The following is a 17,877-nucleotide window of genomic DNA, read 5'->3' on the forward strand; positions in this document are numbered from 1 at the left end:
GGGTCGAGGGAAACACTGACGTGAGAATAGTGAGAAGAAGGCTTGTGTGCCCGGAATCGGGCATGGTTACAGACGCACCGTAGAGGGGTTGAAGCGACCCGTGCATCGTCGTAGTCGTCCACGCGGAACCAAGTTACAGACGCACCGTAGAGGGGTTGAAGCATGAGGGACTGATCGGATGTCTCAGTCTCTCACGTCGTTACAGACGCACCGTAGAGGGGTTGAAGCGACGCCTTGGAATTGGATGCTCACGGGGTCAGACGGTTACAGACGCACCGTAGAGGGGTTGAAGCGACTTGGGATTCTGCGTTGCGAACACGCCCTTGGTTACAGACGCACCGTAGAGGGGTTGAAGCGCCCGAGGCCCTGGCGTCACTCAGACAGGTCAAGTGTTACAGACGCACCGTAGAGGGGTTGAAGCCGCCTCGACGCGGAACGGGATGCGTGGCACGACGCCGTTACAGACGCACCGTAGAGGGGTTGAAGCATCTTCCCGCTCGGGGTCGCTGGCGCGGTTCTCGCGTTACAGACGCACCGTAGAGGGGTTGAAGCTAAGAGGCGTGTGAAGTATGCACCTCGAATATGCGAGTTACAGACGCACCGTAGAGGGGTTGAAGCAAATCCTCTCAGCAGAGCGAGCTTGAGAGCTACCGGTTACAGACGCACCGTAGAGGGGTTGAAGCGCTTCCGGCTTGTCCGGCTTCCGTCCTCGGAGGTGTTACAGACGCACCGTAGAGGGGTTGAAGCGGTGCATAATGCCACGACTGTCTGCAACCACGGGAAGTTACAGACGCACCGCAGAGGGGTTGAAGCACGGAAGACGACGTCGGCGGGTCGGACGCCGACGACCGTTACAGACGCACCGCAGAGGGGTTGAGCCTGCAAACCAGCTTATGTTTGAATTGACTCTCGCTCGGCGAATTCACGGCCAGCAAGCCCTTCGACGCGCATGATATGTTCGACGAGCTCGCTGTCCATGTTGATCTCGTACATCGGTCCACCACCGACTTCGCGCGTCTTGACGACGATATTCAGCTCCTGGAGCGCGTCAATGTGATCATACACGGTGGTTCGCGCGACGCCAGCGATCCTGCATGTCGCTGACATTCAGATCTCGACCATGCTCGCTGCAGAGCGCGGCGATCAATCTTGTCCGGGCGGTGTCGCCGAAGACTGCCGGCAGTGAGGTGCCATCTGCGTGGGCCATCTCGTCTATCGGCTCCTCGCCTAGGTGTGGTTCCATACTAGCGCCACGAGTTGAGGACGGATTGAAACAGACGCATGAAAATATCAGATCATGCCAACAGGCGAAGATGGGTTCGCCCGAGCGATCGCGATGGCAGTCAATGGCGTCGTCGTCAGTGCCATTGGAAGCGTCTTGGTCGGTTCAGGCATCGTTCCGCAGTGGGTGTTCTCGGTGACTGCGGTTGTCTCCATCATTGGGGTCGTGCTCACCATCGACGCGTCACGCTACTGGCCGTTTGCCTATCTCAGTGGGTTCGTGATTGGCATGGGCGTGATACTACCCGCGCTCAACGATACGCCATTCATCGGGCCGGGGGACTGGCTCCTCTATGGTGGCGCGGCGGTGGGGGCCGTCGCCCTCCGCGTCTGGATTCATTGGTAACTGCAGAGTCTAATTGAGGGCAGGTACCAGAGATACGCCCGTTCGTAGAAGCTACGAACAAGCCGACGTGTCACACATTTATACCACCAGCCAGCTTGGGTATCCTCAATTAGGATGTCCCAGGAGCCAGATCAACGGGAGCGTACCGAATTCCCGATCGAGCGCGGGTTTCCTATCGAACAATTGAATGACATTGCAGAAAAGGAGAGCTACGGTGGGGCCCGCCAATGGTACCGGCCGATTTACACCATGCACAAGTGGTGGGCTCGACGTCTCGGTAGTGTCTTTCGGGCGATCTCTCTGTACTCGTTACTTGATGATCCGGCCGATGTCGACGTGTTTGAACCGGGAGCAGACAGCCAGCTTGGGGACTTTACAAGTGGCGCCCCCGACATCGCGAATCTAATCGATGAGATATCGCTAGAGCAATCGGATAGCCTCTGGTCGCTGTATCCGAAGGATGTTCGACTAGGCGACAAGAAGGTTCTCGATCCGTTCATGGGCGGCGGAACGTCCTTGATCGAGGCGTCGCGATTTGGCGCCGAAGTACACGGGCAAGATATCAATCCTGTCGCATGGTTCATTTCGAAGAAGGAGGTAGACACTGGACACACTGACCCCGAGGCGCTCCAGGATGCTTACGAAACGATCGAGGAGAGCGTCAAGGAGGAGCTGAAAAGTCACTACAAGACACGCTGTCCGAACGAACCAGACACCCACGATGCTGATCTGATGAACAGCTTGTGGGTCAAGCAGCTTGACTGTACGTCGTGTGGTGAAGTCGTCCCTCTATTCGGCGATTATCGAGTCGGGAAGGGCCGGTTTGATCACGATGACAAGTACCACGTGTACTGTCCTGATTGCGAATCAGTCGTACTCTGTGACGATTGGCGGAGTGAGTCTACGTGCGGGAATTGTGGGTACGAGTTCATCCCGCAGGAGGGGACCGTCTCCGGCAGCAAGTACACGTGCCACGACTGCGGCCACAAGTACAGTGTTACGGAGGCGATTCAAGAGCAAGATGGCTATAAGCTGAAGTACTACGCAACTGAGTACCATTGTCCTGACTGCGAGGAGGACAAATCCTACGGGAGAAGTGCAGCAAAGGGGTATCGCGCAGCCACTGACTTCGATATTGACCAGTTCGAGGCTTCAAAGGCTGAGTGGCAACAGCGCGACGAACTTCACCAGTACGTGCCCACCGAGGAGATCCCCAAAGGAGCGATTACTGTTTCGTCCAGCATCAACGGGAATGACGTCTTCCAACATGGCTACGAGACATGGGCAGATATGTTCAATGAGCGCCAGAAGCTCTGTCTGGCCACAATCTTATCTGAGATTGATGCTATCGAAAATGAAAACGCTCGAGAGTATCTCCTCCTCACGTTTACCGACTTCCTGTGCCGCAATTCGATGATGTGTGCGTACAGTCAGTCGGCAAACCAGGTGAACCACCTGTTCAAGACGAATTCGTTTGATCCCCCAATGCGGCCGACAGAGAGTAATGTCTGGGGCGCTGATTACGGCACCGGAACGTTTGAATCCACGTGGCGGAAGGTGATCCGTGGTGTCAAGTGGGGTCGAGAGCCCACGGACCGGTACATCGAGTATCCGGATAAAGACGGATACCCAATGGTGCCAAGAAGTGCCAGCCGTCAAGAACCGGACACAATTGAAACAGAGCCGTTTAACTACCCGGTGGGGCAGAACACGACGGTCTCACAGGGGGATGTCAGATCGATCAGCGCCACTGACGAGTATGACGCGATTATCACGGACCCGCCATACTATGACAATGTCATGTATGCAGATCTCTCCGATTATTTCTATGTCTGGCAGAAGATCCTGCTTGAGGACGAATACGAGTGGTTCGAGGACGATCAGACGCCAAAGCAGGAGAGTATCGTAACAAACCCGTTCTTAGGCAAAGACGAGGAGGACTTTGAATCAGATCTTCACGAAGCCTTCAGCGTGCTTCGCGAGGCGATCAAGGAGGACGGCATCCTCACGTTCACATATCACCACAGCGGGCCGGAGTCGTGGGGTGAGCTCCTCCAGTCACTCTGTGAAGCTGGCTTCGAAGTCACGGCTACATACCCGATTTCCGTAGATATTGCAAAGTTCATTGGCGGGGAGACAGTCGATTTCGACATCGTCATTGTCGCTCGGCCAGCCGGCGACAAAGAGCAGATCTCGTGGCGGAACCTCCGCCGTAAGATCATGCGTACCACGAAACAGATCCACGCTCGCCTCACCGAAACACGAGATCTCTCAGAGGCGAATATCAGCGTCATTGAGATGGGCCGTGCGTTTCACGAATATTCGAAGTATCACGGGGAGGTTCGGCGCGGCGACGAGATCATGGACGCAAAAGACGTCGTAGATGGAATCTACGGCATCCTCCGTGATGCGTCCGACATTGGGGAGCTAGATGTCTATCTCGATTTGGCCGATACTGCGTCGCCATCCTACAGCGACTTGAATATGCTCGTGAAGGGGACCGATGCGGATCCTGATCGAATGCGTGACATGAAGCTCTATCGGATGAATGGAAGTGATTTCGAGCTACTTGACTGGACTGACGACGACAGAATCGCATATATACAGTCCCGCGTGAACGGGGACGACGCGAGTCATTTGACTGCTCTGGACAAAGCACACTTCCTTCGGTATCGGTTCGAGCGGGGAGAAACGACTGAGAACTATGTGAACAAGTGGGGGGTCCGTGACGGCCTGCGCGATATGTGTGAGTCACTGGCCGAGATCACTGGAGACGAGACCTATCGCCGACTACTGGGGGGCGACTCTTCGTTGAGCCAATACTAATTCCTGCTTTCCTACTGGCATTTATCAAATACAGATACTGCGATGGGACCGAAGGTTCTCACCCAATCCGTGTGTTTACTAGAGAAGGCTAGCTTCGGCTAAGAAACATTGTACCGAGGATGTATTGCTTAGCCAGGTATGATTCCAAAGACACTAAGTAGTGAACGAGGTTCCGACCCTCGCTAAGATAGACGGGCAACCAATCAGCGGCGACGACTACAAGGATCACCAAGGACCGGACGACGGCGCCTACGATTCAGTGCTCGTAAGTGGCCTGTCGAGGACGTCAAAGATATCTACGGCTTTGAATTCCTGGTAGCGATCCTTCCCCGTTGTTTCCTCGAGAATCCCTTCAGCCTCCAGCTCTGCGATTGCACGCCGGGCCGTCGGTTGTGACACCCCGAGGAGCTCCTCGACATCAGTCGTCATCACGTAGGGCTGTTCGAACAATCGCATTGCAAGTCGGTCGGCAGCTGTCTGTTCCCGACCATACTGTCGTTCGTACTCTCGCTGCAGGCGTTGCAGTTCCCGCGTTCGCTCCTCGGCTTCGGCTGCCTGTGAGCGGATCCCCTCGATGAAAAAGCGGAGCCACGGCAACCACTCCCCGTATTCGCTGACAGCGCGCATTCGCTCCGCATACTGGACTTTGTGTCGGTTGAAGTACGCGCTCGGGTAGAGGTATGGTCGCGACAGATATCCTTTGTCGATCATCTGGAGCGTGATTAGAATCCGACCGAGCCGTCCATTACCGTCCTCAAATGGGTGGATTGTCTCAAACTGATAGTGGGCAATCGCGATCGCAAGCAGATCATCGATCGACTGGTCGGTCGTGATGAAGTCGATGAGATTCTCCATCAACCCAGGCACCTTATCAGAGGCTGGAGGCACAAACGGCTCTTGGAAGCTCCCAGCTGGCGGGAGGTTCATCGGCCCGTTTCGGAACGCACCAGGGTGCTCGCAATGCCCACGTGCACCCTCCATCAGTGACGCATGCAGCTCTTGGAGGAGTTCGATCGAAATCGCCCTTCCGTCAGCGATTGCCTCAGCGCCCTGTTCAATCGTCCGCTCATAGTTGAGCGCTTCTTGAACGTCTTTTTTCACCGTTTGACCGTGGTCGATTTCCTGTGTCCGGAATACTTGTTCAAGATCGGTGTCAGCGCCCTCAAGCACGACAGACTCGACGGCCTCTCGGCGGACCATCACCGTATACAGAAGTGGATTCGTGCGGGTCTCCTGGCCGATTCCTTTCAATTGACCTAGCTGTAAGACAGTATCTCTGAGCAACTGATGAAACTCACTATCCAATTCAAACGAAGCATCCGGTGGAAGTGGGTCAGGTGAGTAGTACGGCCGACGCCCGTACGGAATGTATTCCCCAGGGGCCTCCTCGGAGAGGGGTGTTTCTGCCATGTGTCTTACCTGGGTGCAGAATGCTCTAAGATAAATATCTGGCTGTGATTGAGGGTTAGAAGGATCCAATACCGTTGACTTCATATAGTTCCCCTTTTCGATCAGCGTCGCTAAGTAAGATCGAAGGTGGGCGGTGGGGAGCCAGCGCCACCCAACCGCGTCCAGAGGTGGGTATTGATACATCAGCTTGGCGGGAATTATTCGATATCAATACCCAGATTTGAACAGCATCTATGCTGCCGACCGCCTTCTGTTGCCCGCGCTGCGTGACGCTATGACGACATAGGCGAAGAGAAGAGTTTGATACGGCCAACCAGTTCAACCTGATGGTAATCTAATTAGTTCTACCAACCGCCGGGACTATGCTGTAGCCCGTGATCGACCCACGGAGGGATCACCAACCGCCAGGTAAATGCGATCATCGCGGCCACTGACTCCGGTGCCCTAGGCCCCCGGGAAGTCGCCACCAAAGTGCTCAGTGGCGCGCTCACGGAACCAGTCAGCAAATTGGTCGTACTTCGGGTGGCCGTAGATCGCATCAGTGGCAGTCCGCCACAGGGCCCCATGGCGCGCAAAGTACACCCCGATCTCGTCGAATTGAGACGGCACAGTCGTGTCGTCGGCTGCTAAATCTGTCAACACGGCGTATCCGACAAGCTGTCGCCAGTAGCCTACCTTCAGTGAGAGATCCTTGACTGTCTTAATATCCAGTAAGAGGCCGTCAAAGACGAGATCGGCATCGGCGCCATTGACCAATCGCGAGGCATCCCCGAACGTCGGATTCAACAGGACACTATCGGCGCCTCGAAACTCAGCTTCCGGAATAATCGCGAGCAGTTGCCGAAGGTCAGCGAGATCTCCTTCCGCATGTTCACCAAGCGACTCCGGTGGCCGGCCAGATCGATACACCCAATCAAACCTGGCCAGGTCGAGGGTCCCGCCGAGGAGCTCATCAGTCATCTCTCCCGACTCCAGATAGGCAGCATGCCGTTCCTCGATCGCGTCAAGAAACGACTCAAGCGATTGTCCCTCGGGTGTTGCTGGGTCCATGGGCAGCGCTTGCGCGAGCTGTAACCCCTGGTGTGCAACCCATGGCTTGGTCTCTGCATCGGGATACTGTCGCTCAAGCCAAAACCGGAGGACGTAGTCGAATGCTGTTCCAATGAGCGCGTAGTTCCGAGTTTGAGGCTCGGCTCGCCGCGGTACCTCCATGGCAAACTCGGGCTTCGGAAACGTCTGGTCCAGGAGGATCCGAAGCTCACCGTCATCGCTGAGAAAGCTCGTCAGGCTCATTGCGCTATCTCAAGCATCCACCGCCCAATCCCAGAGTGAATGGGCCAGTGCGGACAGGTTGGACTACTCATGCTCATCTCATCGATGATACACAACATAATAGCTCGCGGTGACAACCTGTCGACGACGAACCAGAGCGGAGGAAATCCTCTACCGCAGTAGCTCCGGTTACGAGTAGGTAAATTGGCCACTCACGCCCTCCTCGGTGCCGATAAAACCACCATCCTCCAACTGGTAGCGTGCTCGATCCTCCGACCCGAAGTGAGCGAGCACGCGGACTCCTTCGGGATCACTGGGTGGCCTGCCATCAACCCGCGGATGCGCACGTAGTGCATCGTCGAACGAAGAAACAGGCACCGACACTCGGAGATCGTTGAACTCCTTCAGTCGGTCGAAGCCAGCCCCGCGGTCACCAGTAGCCAGCGCGTCCATGAGCGCCTCCAGTCGGCGTCTGTCGGCATCCGTCACGGCCACAAGGACATCGACCGTCTCGTAGGACTGATCGATCAGCGATTCAAACCCGAGCGTCTCAGCCTCCGCGTCATCGACGAGCTGGCACAGCTCCGCATCGAAGTACTCACCCTCAGCGACGAAATCGAAGTAATCAGGCACAGCCTCCCGCTCGAACGTCGTCGCCGTGATGGATCCATCCGATGTCGCATCGCGATGACTCACGAGGAGCTCTGCGACGTAGCTGAGCACCCGTGGCTCGTAGATGTATTTCGATGGAAGCTCATCTGCATCACTGTCTGGATCTGCCTCCGAGACCGGTGCGAGCGTCCAAATCGTTACTTCGCCAGCTTCACTGCCCCATTCGAAGGAGCGATTACACCGGCCGGCCGTCTGGACGATGCTGTCCATCGGTGCGATATCGCGATAGGCGTGCGCGAAGCTGATGTCGACACCCGCTTCGATCGCCTGGGTCGACACAAAGACAAATGGATGATCAGCCGTTGTCAGGCGGTCAGCCATCTGGATCAAGACACGACGATCAAGGGGCCGGAACCGTGAGCTGAACGTCCCCACGACTGCATCTGGGGCCATATCTGTTGCTACCCAGCTATCATCGTCCGTCTCAGTGAAGCCGAGCTGTTGGAGGGCTCGTGTTGCAACCGCCTCAGGATCGGGAAGCGATTCACCGCCAGTATCGAGCGACTGCAGCGCGCTTTTACAAACGGCACCGAGGTGAGTCACCGATGCATCCCGGCTATCGAACGCCGCCTCAACAGCCGTCGCGAGCGTCTGCCCACTCGCGATGGTGTTGCAGACGCTCACGACCGACTGGCCAGCGCCCTGGAGGGCTGACTCGACGATATCGCTGGCTGCCTCCGAATATCCAATCGGCTGGGCATCTTCCCCCGGCAGCCACTGATCAACAGAGGAGTGGACATCATAGGTCACGCGGGCAGCTGCATCGTAGGCGTACTCCTCGAGTCCTCCCTGTGACCCAGATCGTGCCGTCTCATCCGACGCCGACTGCTCACCACTCAACAGCGAGTACGTGTCGAACCCACCCTGGGTGAACAGTGTCGGCTGCGTCGCCGTCATCGAGATGATCCGCGCATCGAACGTGTCGATCAACAACCGAGACAGCCGGCGAATCGTTGGCCACCATCGGAGCGGCAGCGTCTGTGGCTCATCCAGGATGATTACGGCGTCATGTAGCGCCGGGAGTTTGAGGCCCTCCGAATTCGTCGGGCCAGCCAAGCTCTCGAAGAGCTGTACAAAGGTCGTCAGGACGGCGCCCGAGCGCCAGCTTTCTGCGAGGAGCTCCGCTCGTCGGTAATCCACATTGCCAAGCGGCGCACCATCCTCGCCTCGTTCGGTATCGAGGTACGTCATCGTCTCCGAGAGATAGTGGTGGACGGTGAACGTCGGGCCAAGCGGGTCGGCATTGAAGATCTCCTCGTCTTCGAAGATCTCCCGCGTTTGCTCGATAATCGAGGTGTACGGCAGCGCGTAGATGATCGGTGGCGGACTGTCACGGTCGCGATCTGTTTGCAATCGGTCGGCCAGCTCGAAGGCGCCGGTGAGCCCACTGAAGGTCTTGCCCAGCCCAGTCGGGAGCGTCAAGAGTCCGACATCGTGGTCCGCAACCGCCGCCGCATTCGCTCGGACACGTTGTCGACCCGCCTCCCGGAGCGCGTTCAACGAGGCTTCGTCTGTTGGGTCGACATCGCCTTGCATCGCCTCACGAACCGCAACCTCCGTATTTCGATGGCTTTGCTCTTGTTGATCCTCGAGGTAGCGATCTATCGAATCAATGGAAAGGGGCTCGGGCTCAAGCGCTTCCATCCCGATCTGGCCGGCAGCCGACTTATCGGCCAGCGTGAGCGCGCTCCAGTAGCGCACCATCTTGTCGTAGGTGCCATCGGGGATGCGTTTAGGGGCCGGATCCCACCCACGCCCCATCCCCGAGACAGTGTCACCGAGCCTGTCAGGCAGGGCTCCCGACTCAAGCTGTTCGAAGAACGCTCCCCACGAGACTCGGCCGTTTGTCGCTCGCTCGAGCAGCTCATTCGCTTCACTCCGACAGGTAGTCGTCTGATCGATCATCGTCGCTTGCCGTCGTGCCCACGCATGCGAGCCATCGCTATCGAGTTCCGCAGTCAGCGTGTCTACTGTTCGGCCCGCGAGATTCGGAAGCTGGCCATGATGCCGAAGCACCGCCGCCCAGCCAGCAAGCTGCGTATCCTCCTCGACACCAAGCGCCTGCAGCGCCGCAGCCGTCGCGTACGCGCCCAGACGGGCGTGATAACTGAGGCGGATTGGCTTCGGATCGGGCAGGCCACCGCGAATATATTGCTGGAATGGAGGAGCTACCTTCCCGAAGTCGTGCAACAGCCCGATCACACTGGCCACGGTGTTGGGGGCCAGGCCATCTGTACCGACTGGTTCATCGACAAAGTAACCGAGCGACAGCATCCGATCCCGCACTTGGTTTGCATGCGTCGCCAACAGCTCATCACCGCTATCGCGTTCGCGAGCGATCACCCGATCAAAGTCAGAAAAGTCGGCCATCGATCAGTAGAACGCGATCGCTCGATCACCAACGGTTCCAAGCGAAAGCTCCGCCGGCGCAGCCTCGATCGATTCCCCGCCGGCAAAGGCGTAGTCAGCGTAGTCAGTGGTCCACCGCCCGGAAGCATCGGCGGCCATGGCCGCAGGCACACGCTCGACGTGTTGGGTTTGCCCGGGCTGCGGAATTACAGCGTCCGTCGCATCCGGTATTGCGGAGGCAACCGACACACTGGTTCCATCACCAGCCACGGATCCCACACTCGTTTCGACAGCCTCCGGTGTCGTCACTGTGGCGAGGAGCTCCGACAAACCCATGCTGGGCGTATAATGGCTCGTCCCCGCGTCCAGGCGATTCGCAAGCGTCTCATAGACTGCCTGATCTTCGGTCGCGATAGAGAGCCGATAGGCGGGGTCGACGAGATACTCGTAGCTGTGGATCTGCCGGTTCGTCGTTGAATCCGGATACTCGACTTGCACCGTCTTCCGCCCCGTCCCCCCGGCTCGTTCGAACGTCTCGCTCGGATTCGTTCCAAGCCCGAGGCTCGGCATAGTCATGGTCCGAACGGGTTCGAGCACTTCAATCCCGATTGCCGACCGTTCGAGCGAGAATGCGTCGTAATACGAATCACGATCGAGACCCGCGATCGCAGCCAACAGTCCAGCGATTGTCGTACGCGGTGGAATTCGATACGTTTGCTTTGTAACGGTCCGGTCGATCCGCCGGAAGTGCCCCCAGTCAGCTCGGATCGTACACTGTAAACACCGGTCAGGAACGCCGTCGCTGATCACCGGTGCCTCCCAGTCACCGGTTCCGTGACCGGCCGTCGCACCGGACGACTCAGTCATCAGCCGGCAGTGTCTCCTCGTAGTCCGCGTACACGTCGATCTCAGTTGCGGAGATCCCATGATCCTCGAGTATCGACGGGAGCTCCGCAGCCGTGCCGACCGGCTCGCCGTCGTAACTCAGCTCGAGGTACTCACTACCGACGACATGGACTGTCTCGATGTGGTCCGCCGCATTGGCCAGCCGATCGATGAACGGCTTCACCTCAAGCGTGAGATCGGTCACGTTACGGAGCTCTGCATCCGGCTTCGAATGGTCGCTCTCGAGCTCGAATCCGTTGTGCAGATCGCCAGCGTGGAACCCATCCTTAGCGTACTCGACACGCGCGTACAGGCGCGGCTCCTGGCCCACTTTGCTACGCGATATCGTCTGGTTCTTCAGCGCCCGCCAACAGAGCGTGTCGAGGCGACGAACATCCGCCTCGCTCAGCCCAGTGTCTTCCGCGCCGTGCTCGTCCACCAGCCCGTGGAACGGGAAGATCGCGTACTTCAGACGGTGGTCGTCGAGACCGTATCCACCGACGTCGTTGTCACCCCCGGTCGAAATCACGCTCGTGAGCATACTGGACTCATCGTTGAGCTCGGTGGCGTTCAGCGAGCGTGCCGGCGAGAATTGGACCGGGCCGGTGTAATTGCCACTGTTGAAATGCTCTGCGACAGCCGCTTCGAGACCCTCATCGTCAGCGTTGAAGCTCAACGTGGCCCCAAAGTACCGAACGTCAGTTGCTGCGGCCAGGAAATCAGCCTCGACATCCACCTCCTCGAGATCCTCCTCCGAGGTAACGTCGTCGAGGACGTCAAGGGCGAGCTCCGCGCGGGTTGCGCTCGTGCCGTCGGTCTTCTTGACGAAGACACCGTGTCCATCGTCGATGAGCTGATCTCGCAGATAGCGCTTGAGCCGCACATCCGTGACGACGGCCTGGTCAGTGACTGGATCGCGACGGGGGCGATTTTCCCCGAGGGGATTGCCGTTCGGGTTGCTGTCCTGTGCGTCGGTGATGAAGACGATCTCGGATCGGGTGTTGACAGTGTCGCTCATTGTGAATTAGTTGGTGTGGATGGTTGGACTCGGTTGGTTACGCATCGTCCGCCGGCTCGCTCGGGCGGTGTTCGTCTCGGAGCTCGTACGCCTGTGACTGGGCATCCGCCCCGTAGGCCGTGCCAACAGCGAAATGGAAGCGGATGTCCTCGACGGGAAGGGCCCAGTCACGCTCACTTGGCGGGTGATCACCAACCGCGTCGATCAGCCGCTCGATAGTTTCGGAGAACAGCTGTGTGCTCGACGATTTCATCTCGGTGGCATACGCGCTAGACTTCGAGATGAGCTCTGGGAAGAGCCGGCTCAATCGCGCGCCAGTCATGCGGTGGGCGGGGTGCATATCCCGGAGCGTCTGGTTCATGTCGCGATTCCGTCGCTGGTGGTGGGCAAGCTGCCCAAGCAGGACGCCAGCGAGGAAGACGCCTCGACGCTCCGGATTGTCAGCGAGCGCCGGGCGCTCGTCGATGAATCGTGCGAGTCGATATTCACGGAGCGAGGACAGCTTGAGCTCGCCGTCATCCGTGGGCTCCGGAAATGCGATGCTGGGTTGATCAGTCGGTGTGCCACCGTCCGCGAAAGCGGTCGGAGGCTCGGTCGTGTCGGTCGTGGAGTCGTGCATTCGTGGTGGTGTCGTGAGTTCCGTCTGTCCAGTTTGCGAGACAAGCAGTCCGGCCCGGGCAAGCGCCTCCAGCTGTGCGATCTGTACATAGAGGACGTACGTCCCGTACTGATCGTTGGCGAGGTCGGTTTCGTCCTCGAGCCGTGCAACGTACTCGCTGAGGAGTCGCTCAACAGGTATCTCTTGGCCAGTGAGGAGCGATTGCGTCAACCACTCGCGAGGATCGTCAGAAACAGGCGCTTCTTCGAACGGTCGCTCAAGCGTATCGCGGGCGTACGTACCGTCAACGACCGCACGGAGCATCGTGTTGGGGTGTCGGCCTGCTTGTCCGAGATGGCGGAACGACGAGTCCCCTCGGAGCCCTGCAAAGCCTGCCGTCGAATCGAACGTGGTCGAGGTTTCCGTGTTAATCGTCGTTGTGTGTGCCTGTGCGACCCGTCGTGGCCAATATGCCGTGACCGACGGCTCCTCGAAGAGGACATTGATGTCGCCACTATCGTTGCGGACTCCGATGACGTAGAATCGGAGCCGCTCAACGGCATCGGGAAAGAGCTCCTCGCCCTGGTCATGATAGTCGCCGATCGAGGTCGCATCTCCCGTGATCAGCCTATGCAAATCGATTGCATCGTCAACCGAACAGTCGACGAAGTACGGGAGCGTGTAGACACGAATCCCGCCCCGCGTTCGGCTACACTCGTCGACGAAGGCGCCACCGGACTGGATCAGCAATGCCGCTTCCGCGGAGATCGAATGCGATCGCCACGCGTCGCTCTTCGAGAGGTGTGGGAACTTTTCCGCGTGTTGGACCGTGTAGAAGGCGAGCGGATCTTGGGCCGTGCCAAACACCTCTGCCTCTTTGCCAGTCACCATGCACGCACCCTGCCCACGGGACGGTGGGTCCGAATCCTCGAGGTTCTTACGCGAGAGTTTCTCAAGCTTGCGTGCTCGCATCCCCGCATTGAGAACGTGGAGCTGGCCAGGATAGAATTCCCCGACACCACTGGCCCCCTCTGGGGCATGCTCAAGTTCGCCTGGGTCAATAGTAATCGCGACTGTTGCAGTTACTCGAGGCTCCGTAGCAGGGAATTCCTGTTCAACATGCTGTGTCAGCTGCTCCTCGATGTCATCTTTGCCTCCGAGGGCCGCCAGTTGGGTGATGACCCACCCGTCGGGATGCTCATCAGCGAGCTCGCCGATAGCTGGCTCTGCCCCCCCACCGTTGGTCCATCGGTAGAGGCGCTGCTTGAGGTAGCCCACCGTCTGCTCGCTATCAGAGCCACCTTTCGCACCTCGGTGCGTGATACTGTGGTCGATCCCGCGGCCCGGCGGATACCGTGCGTAGCCGAGCATGTCGACATCCGATGGCTGGAGCGGGCGGACCGAGACGTCGGTTAGCTCCGGACTCTCGCCCGTTAGATCGACATGGGCCGTCGCCAGGTAGCGCGTGTCCTCTCCCTGCGTAACATACCCGGAGAGATCACCAGGCGTATAGTACAACCCGAATTCACCATCGGCGTCACCGGCCTCCGCTTCAGCAAGCGCACCGTACAGCGCCTGGATCCGTCGCAGCGACGAGATCGGTCCGTCGGGAAGATACTGCTCGACGATGTCGGGATCTGGCTCCGCCATCAGTCGTCACCCGCGACAGACGCTTGTCCCGACGCTGTCGCACGCTCCTTTGAGCCCTCCTGAATATTCAGGAAGCCAAGGCCGAGCGCGTTCCGCTCCCCGATCCCCGCATCGAGCGCGAGGTTCAGATGGCGGCGGTGGTGATCGTCGCGCACACGATAGCCAAAGCGCCACTTCGAGAGCACATAGGTCAGCTCGACGCCCTGGGTCACCTCAACGGGGACGGCGAACGTCTTGATCAGCTCGTACTCATCAAAGAGCTCTCCCTCGCGATCACTGGGTCCTGGCAAGTGCTCCGGACAACAGTAGTCGTGCTTCTGGTCGAGGTTGTTCTCGAGCTGTGTCTTGAACGGCTCGAGCGTATGCTCGGGGCGCCAGTACAGCGCCTCGTCACCCTCATGCTCGATGCCGTAGTCGTCGGTGCGCCACGGAGGAATGCGGACCAAGACGCCCGTCCCGGATTCGATCGTGCCGCGAGTTCCGGGCTCGCCGACGTCCGGATGAAGCCCGGTGATTTCCTCGACGCTGAACGCCATCTCACCGACATTGAAATCGCGATTCTCGATGAGATCGCCGGCGATTGGCCCGAGGATGTCCGGATCAGCCGCCGACACCATCACGTGTCGGCGGTCACCTTCCTCGATGTCTCCCCACGGGAAGATATTCGAGAACGTGAGCCCGATCGGGCGATCGGCGTCGTGGAGGTCGTCGTATTTGCTGCCGTCGATACCTTGCCACACACGGCCACGCAGTTTGTGATGCCAGGCGTTTTGATACGCGGCATCGGCCTCCGCGCGGAGCTTAATGAGCAATCGCATTTAGGGGACTGGTTGCTGCATAGTTGTTCAGGATGGATTCGGGTTTATGCTCGGAGAGAACGTGACATAATTGTATGGGGCAGAGCGAAAGTTGAGAGATATCTCCGCCAGGATTTGGAGAATCTTCTTTCGTGATTCGACGGTCCGGAGTTTCCAATGAAGGACCTAATCGTAGTATTCCCCAGGCCCACTCAAACAACAGTGGTCGAAAGTTCAGCCGGCTGGAAAAGGTCTAGAGATGCTCATTGTACCATGCGAGCGTCTCGCCGAATAGGAGTCCATCGGTCGGTGTTTCGATATGGACGGGCGCTTCCTCTATCAACGGAAGTAATTCGGCGTAGTAATTCCGACCAGCGTGAAAGACGAGTCGGTTCCCCTCCGCCAGGAGCCCTTCAGCGTCTAGTTCCTCATACACAGTGTCCGCCCACTCGCGCTTGCGGGATAGTGACGCATTAGTTAGGGTATCATTGTACGGTTCGATAGGTGGCCCATGAGGGTCTAACAGGTGGTGCTTTGCTGAGAGAATGTACCAAGTATCGTGATTGGCTTCGGCAAACTCACGTGCTTTCCGGTAGAATGCTGATGGCACATAGAGTTCAGCAGGCTCAACGGCTTCCTCACGTTTACTTTTCGTGCAGCTGACCAGCCCAATTTCCATAGTGAGCCTGTCGTCCAGAGGCCAGAGCTAAATATTTACCCACGGCATCGAGCTATCATCAGCCGGGCCCTATAGATAGGTGAGTTCCAAAAGTGGGTGTCCCCCTCGATTGTCCAGCCACAGTACTAGTCCAATTCCCCAGACACATTGTGAATTTTCTGGGGAGTCATTCAGCGACACTCCAGCATTAATCGGGAGAGATATTTTATCACTGACCACCCTCACTGAGGGAGTATGGCGACCGGTGAAAAGCTGACCGACCGCTTCCGGGAGCTACGCTCCTCTCTCGACGCCTTGCCGGAGGTGACGGAACCGCCGAAACCGATGCTTCGCATTCTTGGCTCGGCGAGAGCCGAGCAGAAGTGGAACACACTACTGGCCTACTTTCTCGATCCAGCCCAACCTCACGGCTTCGGTTCGGACTTGCTGAAGGCGTTTCTGGACAAAGCGAACCAAGTCACGGGCGAACCGATCGAGTACTACCACCGAGATCTCGATCTGATAAAAGTCGAGACAGAGGCCACCTCCCCCCAAGACAATCGTCTCGATATTCTCATTCGTGCCGGCGATGAGTGGTTTGTCTGTATCGAATCGAAGGTTGAGTCCACTGAGGGAGCCCGCCAAACAGAGCGATATGTCGAAGACTCACATATCGGAAGCACGGAGAAAGACGCGTATCCCAACGACGGTCGATACTACCTGTTCCTCTCGAAAGAACACGCCCCTGACTCATCGGCTGGTGAATTCGAGGATATCAGTTGGCGAGACACCGTTACGGCGTTCCAGAGCGAGCTAAACCGCTCACACGGCCGGTATCCGGAGCGGAGCGTGAGCCAGCTCGAAGATTTCCTCTCCACGATAATTACGGTGACAAACATGGAAGACGACGACTTCGAACAAATTCAGAAAGAAAAGGTCCAGCTCCTCAGCGAGTACAAAAGCGACATCGATGAGCTGTATGAGGCCGCAGAGGCGCTCCGGAAACGAGCAATAGAGGAGTGGCCGGAGTTACTCCGTGCTCACATTGCCGAGGACGTCTGGACCGAGGAGTGGCACACGCGTGATGACTACGGAAAATACGGATGCATCTTTCGCGATGGGTGGTACCGGGCCACCGATGATCTCGCCCCAACCCTCGACCACAACGACACTCGAGGTGGGCGGGGCATCCGCCTGCACTTCGTCCATCTCATTCGCAAGCAACAATCGTTCGCTGACGGCGAGTTAACCTACGTACTGCGGTGTCCGGGGAGTGGTGACGTCCGAGATGAATTCAATCGGCTCTACAACAGCCGCAAGTGGCAGGACAAGCTCGAGCCGCTCCTCGCCGATCGAGGGATTTCCAACAAAGGCAATCAGAGAGATTACACGAAAAAGACCTATGACGTAGACCAGTCCCAGCTTCCCGAGAGCTATTTTGAGACACTCGCAGTCGCGTTTGAAGAACACCTTCCGGTTGCGATGGTGATCGATGAGATACTCGAGGAAGCGATCCAGAATAATAAGCAAAATCCCCTATAAGGGCCTGCGAATCACAAAGTCGGTCCGATAGTTCCCAGCATCAGTGTATTTGTAAAGCATCGATTGTGGTCTCGGGGCAAGCGGACGAGATACGGCGTGACCGTTAGTTTCCGCCAATCAAATGGCGCCCCGGTAGGGTCAAAATGAAAAACCACACTCAGATAGCAAGGGGCCAAAGAGAGGCAAGACGGGGGACGGCAACTGGTTAAACGATGATGCTTACCGCCGCGATGGACACTACCGCAATGCCCAGCCCAGCCGTATCAGTCCATCCCTCAGGCTGTTTCACGCGCCTTCGGACATCGTATGCAGCATAGAGCACACCGACCACGGTGGGGGCGAAGAGCACATGCCATAGTGTCAGCGTTGCATCCATTGCTGCAGCGAGCCCGAAGGCGGCGATAGTACCTGCGAGCACAGCGCGGAAGAACGGTAACATGCCCTCAACCACGTATGACCACTTGCTAACTCCGTTGCTATTTACGCCACCCGACCCAGGGAACCGAGAGTGATTGGAGTTAGCCATTTGTAACTAAGGATTTGATCTAATAGATCTTAAATCTTAAGCCATCT

General features: G+C 57.8%; 13 protein-coding genes and 1 CRISPR repeat array. Of the genes, 3 read left to right on the forward strand and 10 right to left on the reverse strand.

The annotated features are described in order from the left end of the window. Nucleotides 1-65 precede the first annotated feature (65 nt). Nucleotides 66-880: a CRISPR direct-repeat array (repeat unit 30 nt; unit sequence GTTACAGACGCACCGTAGAGGGGTTGAAGC). A gap of 11 nt (nt 881-891) precedes the next feature. After that, nucleotides 892-1,107 (reverse strand): helix-turn-helix domain-containing protein, encoded by a 216-nt coding sequence (locus tag P2T37_RS15115; RefSeq protein ID WP_276236321.1) that lies wholly within the window; start codon nt 1,105-1,107, stop codon nt 892-894. Between the two features lie 190 nt (nt 1,108-1,297). On the opposite strand from P2T37_RS15115, the gene P2T37_RS15120 reads away from it, so the two are divergent. Continuing rightward, a complete protein-coding gene (locus tag P2T37_RS15120; protein WP_276236322.1) occupies nt 1,298-1,627 on the forward strand; it encodes a hypothetical protein in 330 nt (109 codons plus the stop codon). Nucleotides 1,628-1,741: 114 nt separating this feature from the next. Beyond that, on the forward strand, nt 1,742-4,453 hold the full coding sequence (locus P2T37_RS15125) for a DUF1156 domain-containing protein (RefSeq protein WP_276236323.1): 2,712 nt from the start codon (nt 1,742-1,744) through the stop codon (nt 4,451-4,453). Nucleotides 4,454-4,702: 249 nt separating this feature from the next. On the opposite strand, the gene P2T37_RS15130 is transcribed toward P2T37_RS15125, so the two are convergent. The 8 genes from P2T37_RS15130 to P2T37_RS15165 form a co-directional block, all read right to left on the reverse strand. Then, the gene (locus P2T37_RS15130) at nt 4,703-5,863 is read right to left on the reverse strand and encodes a Fic family protein (protein WP_276236219.1); all 1,161 of its coding nucleotides are present in this window, start codon (nt 5,861-5,863) and stop codon (nt 4,703-4,705) included. A gap of 444 nt (nt 5,864-6,307) precedes the next feature. Beyond that, complete coding sequence (locus P2T37_RS15135; protein WP_276236221.1) at nt 6,308-7,156, reverse strand: hypothetical protein; 849 nt, start codon at nt 7,154-7,156, stop codon at nt 6,308-6,310. Between the two features lie 168 nt (nt 7,157-7,324). Further along, nucleotides 7,325-10,177, reverse strand: a complete 2,853-nt coding sequence (locus P2T37_RS15140; RefSeq protein WP_276236222.1) for a CRISPR-associated endonuclease Cas3'' — start codon at nt 10,175-10,177, stop codon at nt 7,325-7,327. Nucleotides 10,178-10,180: 3 nt separating this feature from the next. Next, on the reverse strand, nt 10,181-11,023 hold the full coding sequence (gene cas5b, locus P2T37_RS15145; protein WP_276236223.1) for a type I-B CRISPR-associated protein Cas5b: 843 nt from the start codon (nt 11,021-11,023) through the stop codon (nt 10,181-10,183). Next, on the reverse strand, nt 11,016-12,059 hold the full coding sequence (cas7b, locus tag P2T37_RS15150) for a type I-B CRISPR-associated protein Cas7/Csh2 (protein WP_276236224.1): 1,044 nt from the start codon (nt 12,057-12,059) through the stop codon (nt 11,016-11,018). The genes cas5b and cas7b overlap by 8 nt, the downstream gene beginning before the upstream one ends. A gap of 37 nt (nt 12,060-12,096) precedes the next feature. After that, nucleotides 12,097-14,307, reverse strand: coding sequence for a TM1802 family CRISPR-associated protein (locus tag P2T37_RS15155; RefSeq protein ID WP_276236225.1), 2,211 nt, complete (start codon nt 14,305-14,307; stop codon nt 12,097-12,099). Continuing rightward, entirely contained in the window at nt 14,307-15,125 is an 819-nt protein-coding gene (gene cas6 / locus P2T37_RS15160; RefSeq protein ID WP_276236226.1) for a CRISPR-associated endoribonuclease Cas6, read from the reverse strand. Before cas6 ends, P2T37_RS15155 begins: the two co-directional genes overlap by 1 nt. Nucleotides 15,126-15,357: 232 nt before the next feature. Next, nucleotides 15,358-15,783, reverse strand: a complete 426-nt coding sequence (locus P2T37_RS15165) for a DUF6884 domain-containing protein (protein ID WP_276236227.1) — start codon at nt 15,781-15,783, stop codon at nt 15,358-15,360. A 234-nt stretch (nt 15,784-16,017) separates the two neighbouring features. Between P2T37_RS15165 and P2T37_RS15170 the strand changes: the two genes are divergently transcribed. Further along, nucleotides 16,018-17,304 carry a PD-(D/E)XK nuclease family protein gene (locus tag P2T37_RS15170; RefSeq protein WP_276236228.1) on the forward strand — a complete coding sequence of 429 codons (1,287 nt, stop codon included), beginning with the start codon at nt 16,018-16,020 and terminating at the stop codon, nt 17,302-17,304. A gap of 205 nt (nt 17,305-17,509) precedes the next feature. On the opposite strand, the gene P2T37_RS15175 is transcribed toward P2T37_RS15170, so the two are convergent. Continuing rightward, nucleotides 17,510-17,755, reverse strand: coding sequence for a hypothetical protein (locus tag P2T37_RS15175; RefSeq protein ID WP_276236229.1), 246 nt, complete (start codon nt 17,753-17,755; stop codon nt 17,510-17,512). Between the last annotated feature and the right edge of the window lie 122 nt (nt 17,756-17,877).

Origin of the sequence: Halosegnis marinus (assembly GCF_029338355.1) — an archaeon.
In the GTDB taxonomy this organism is placed as follows: Archaea; Halobacteriota; Halobacteria; order Halobacteriales; family Haloarculaceae; genus Halosegnis; species Halosegnis marinus.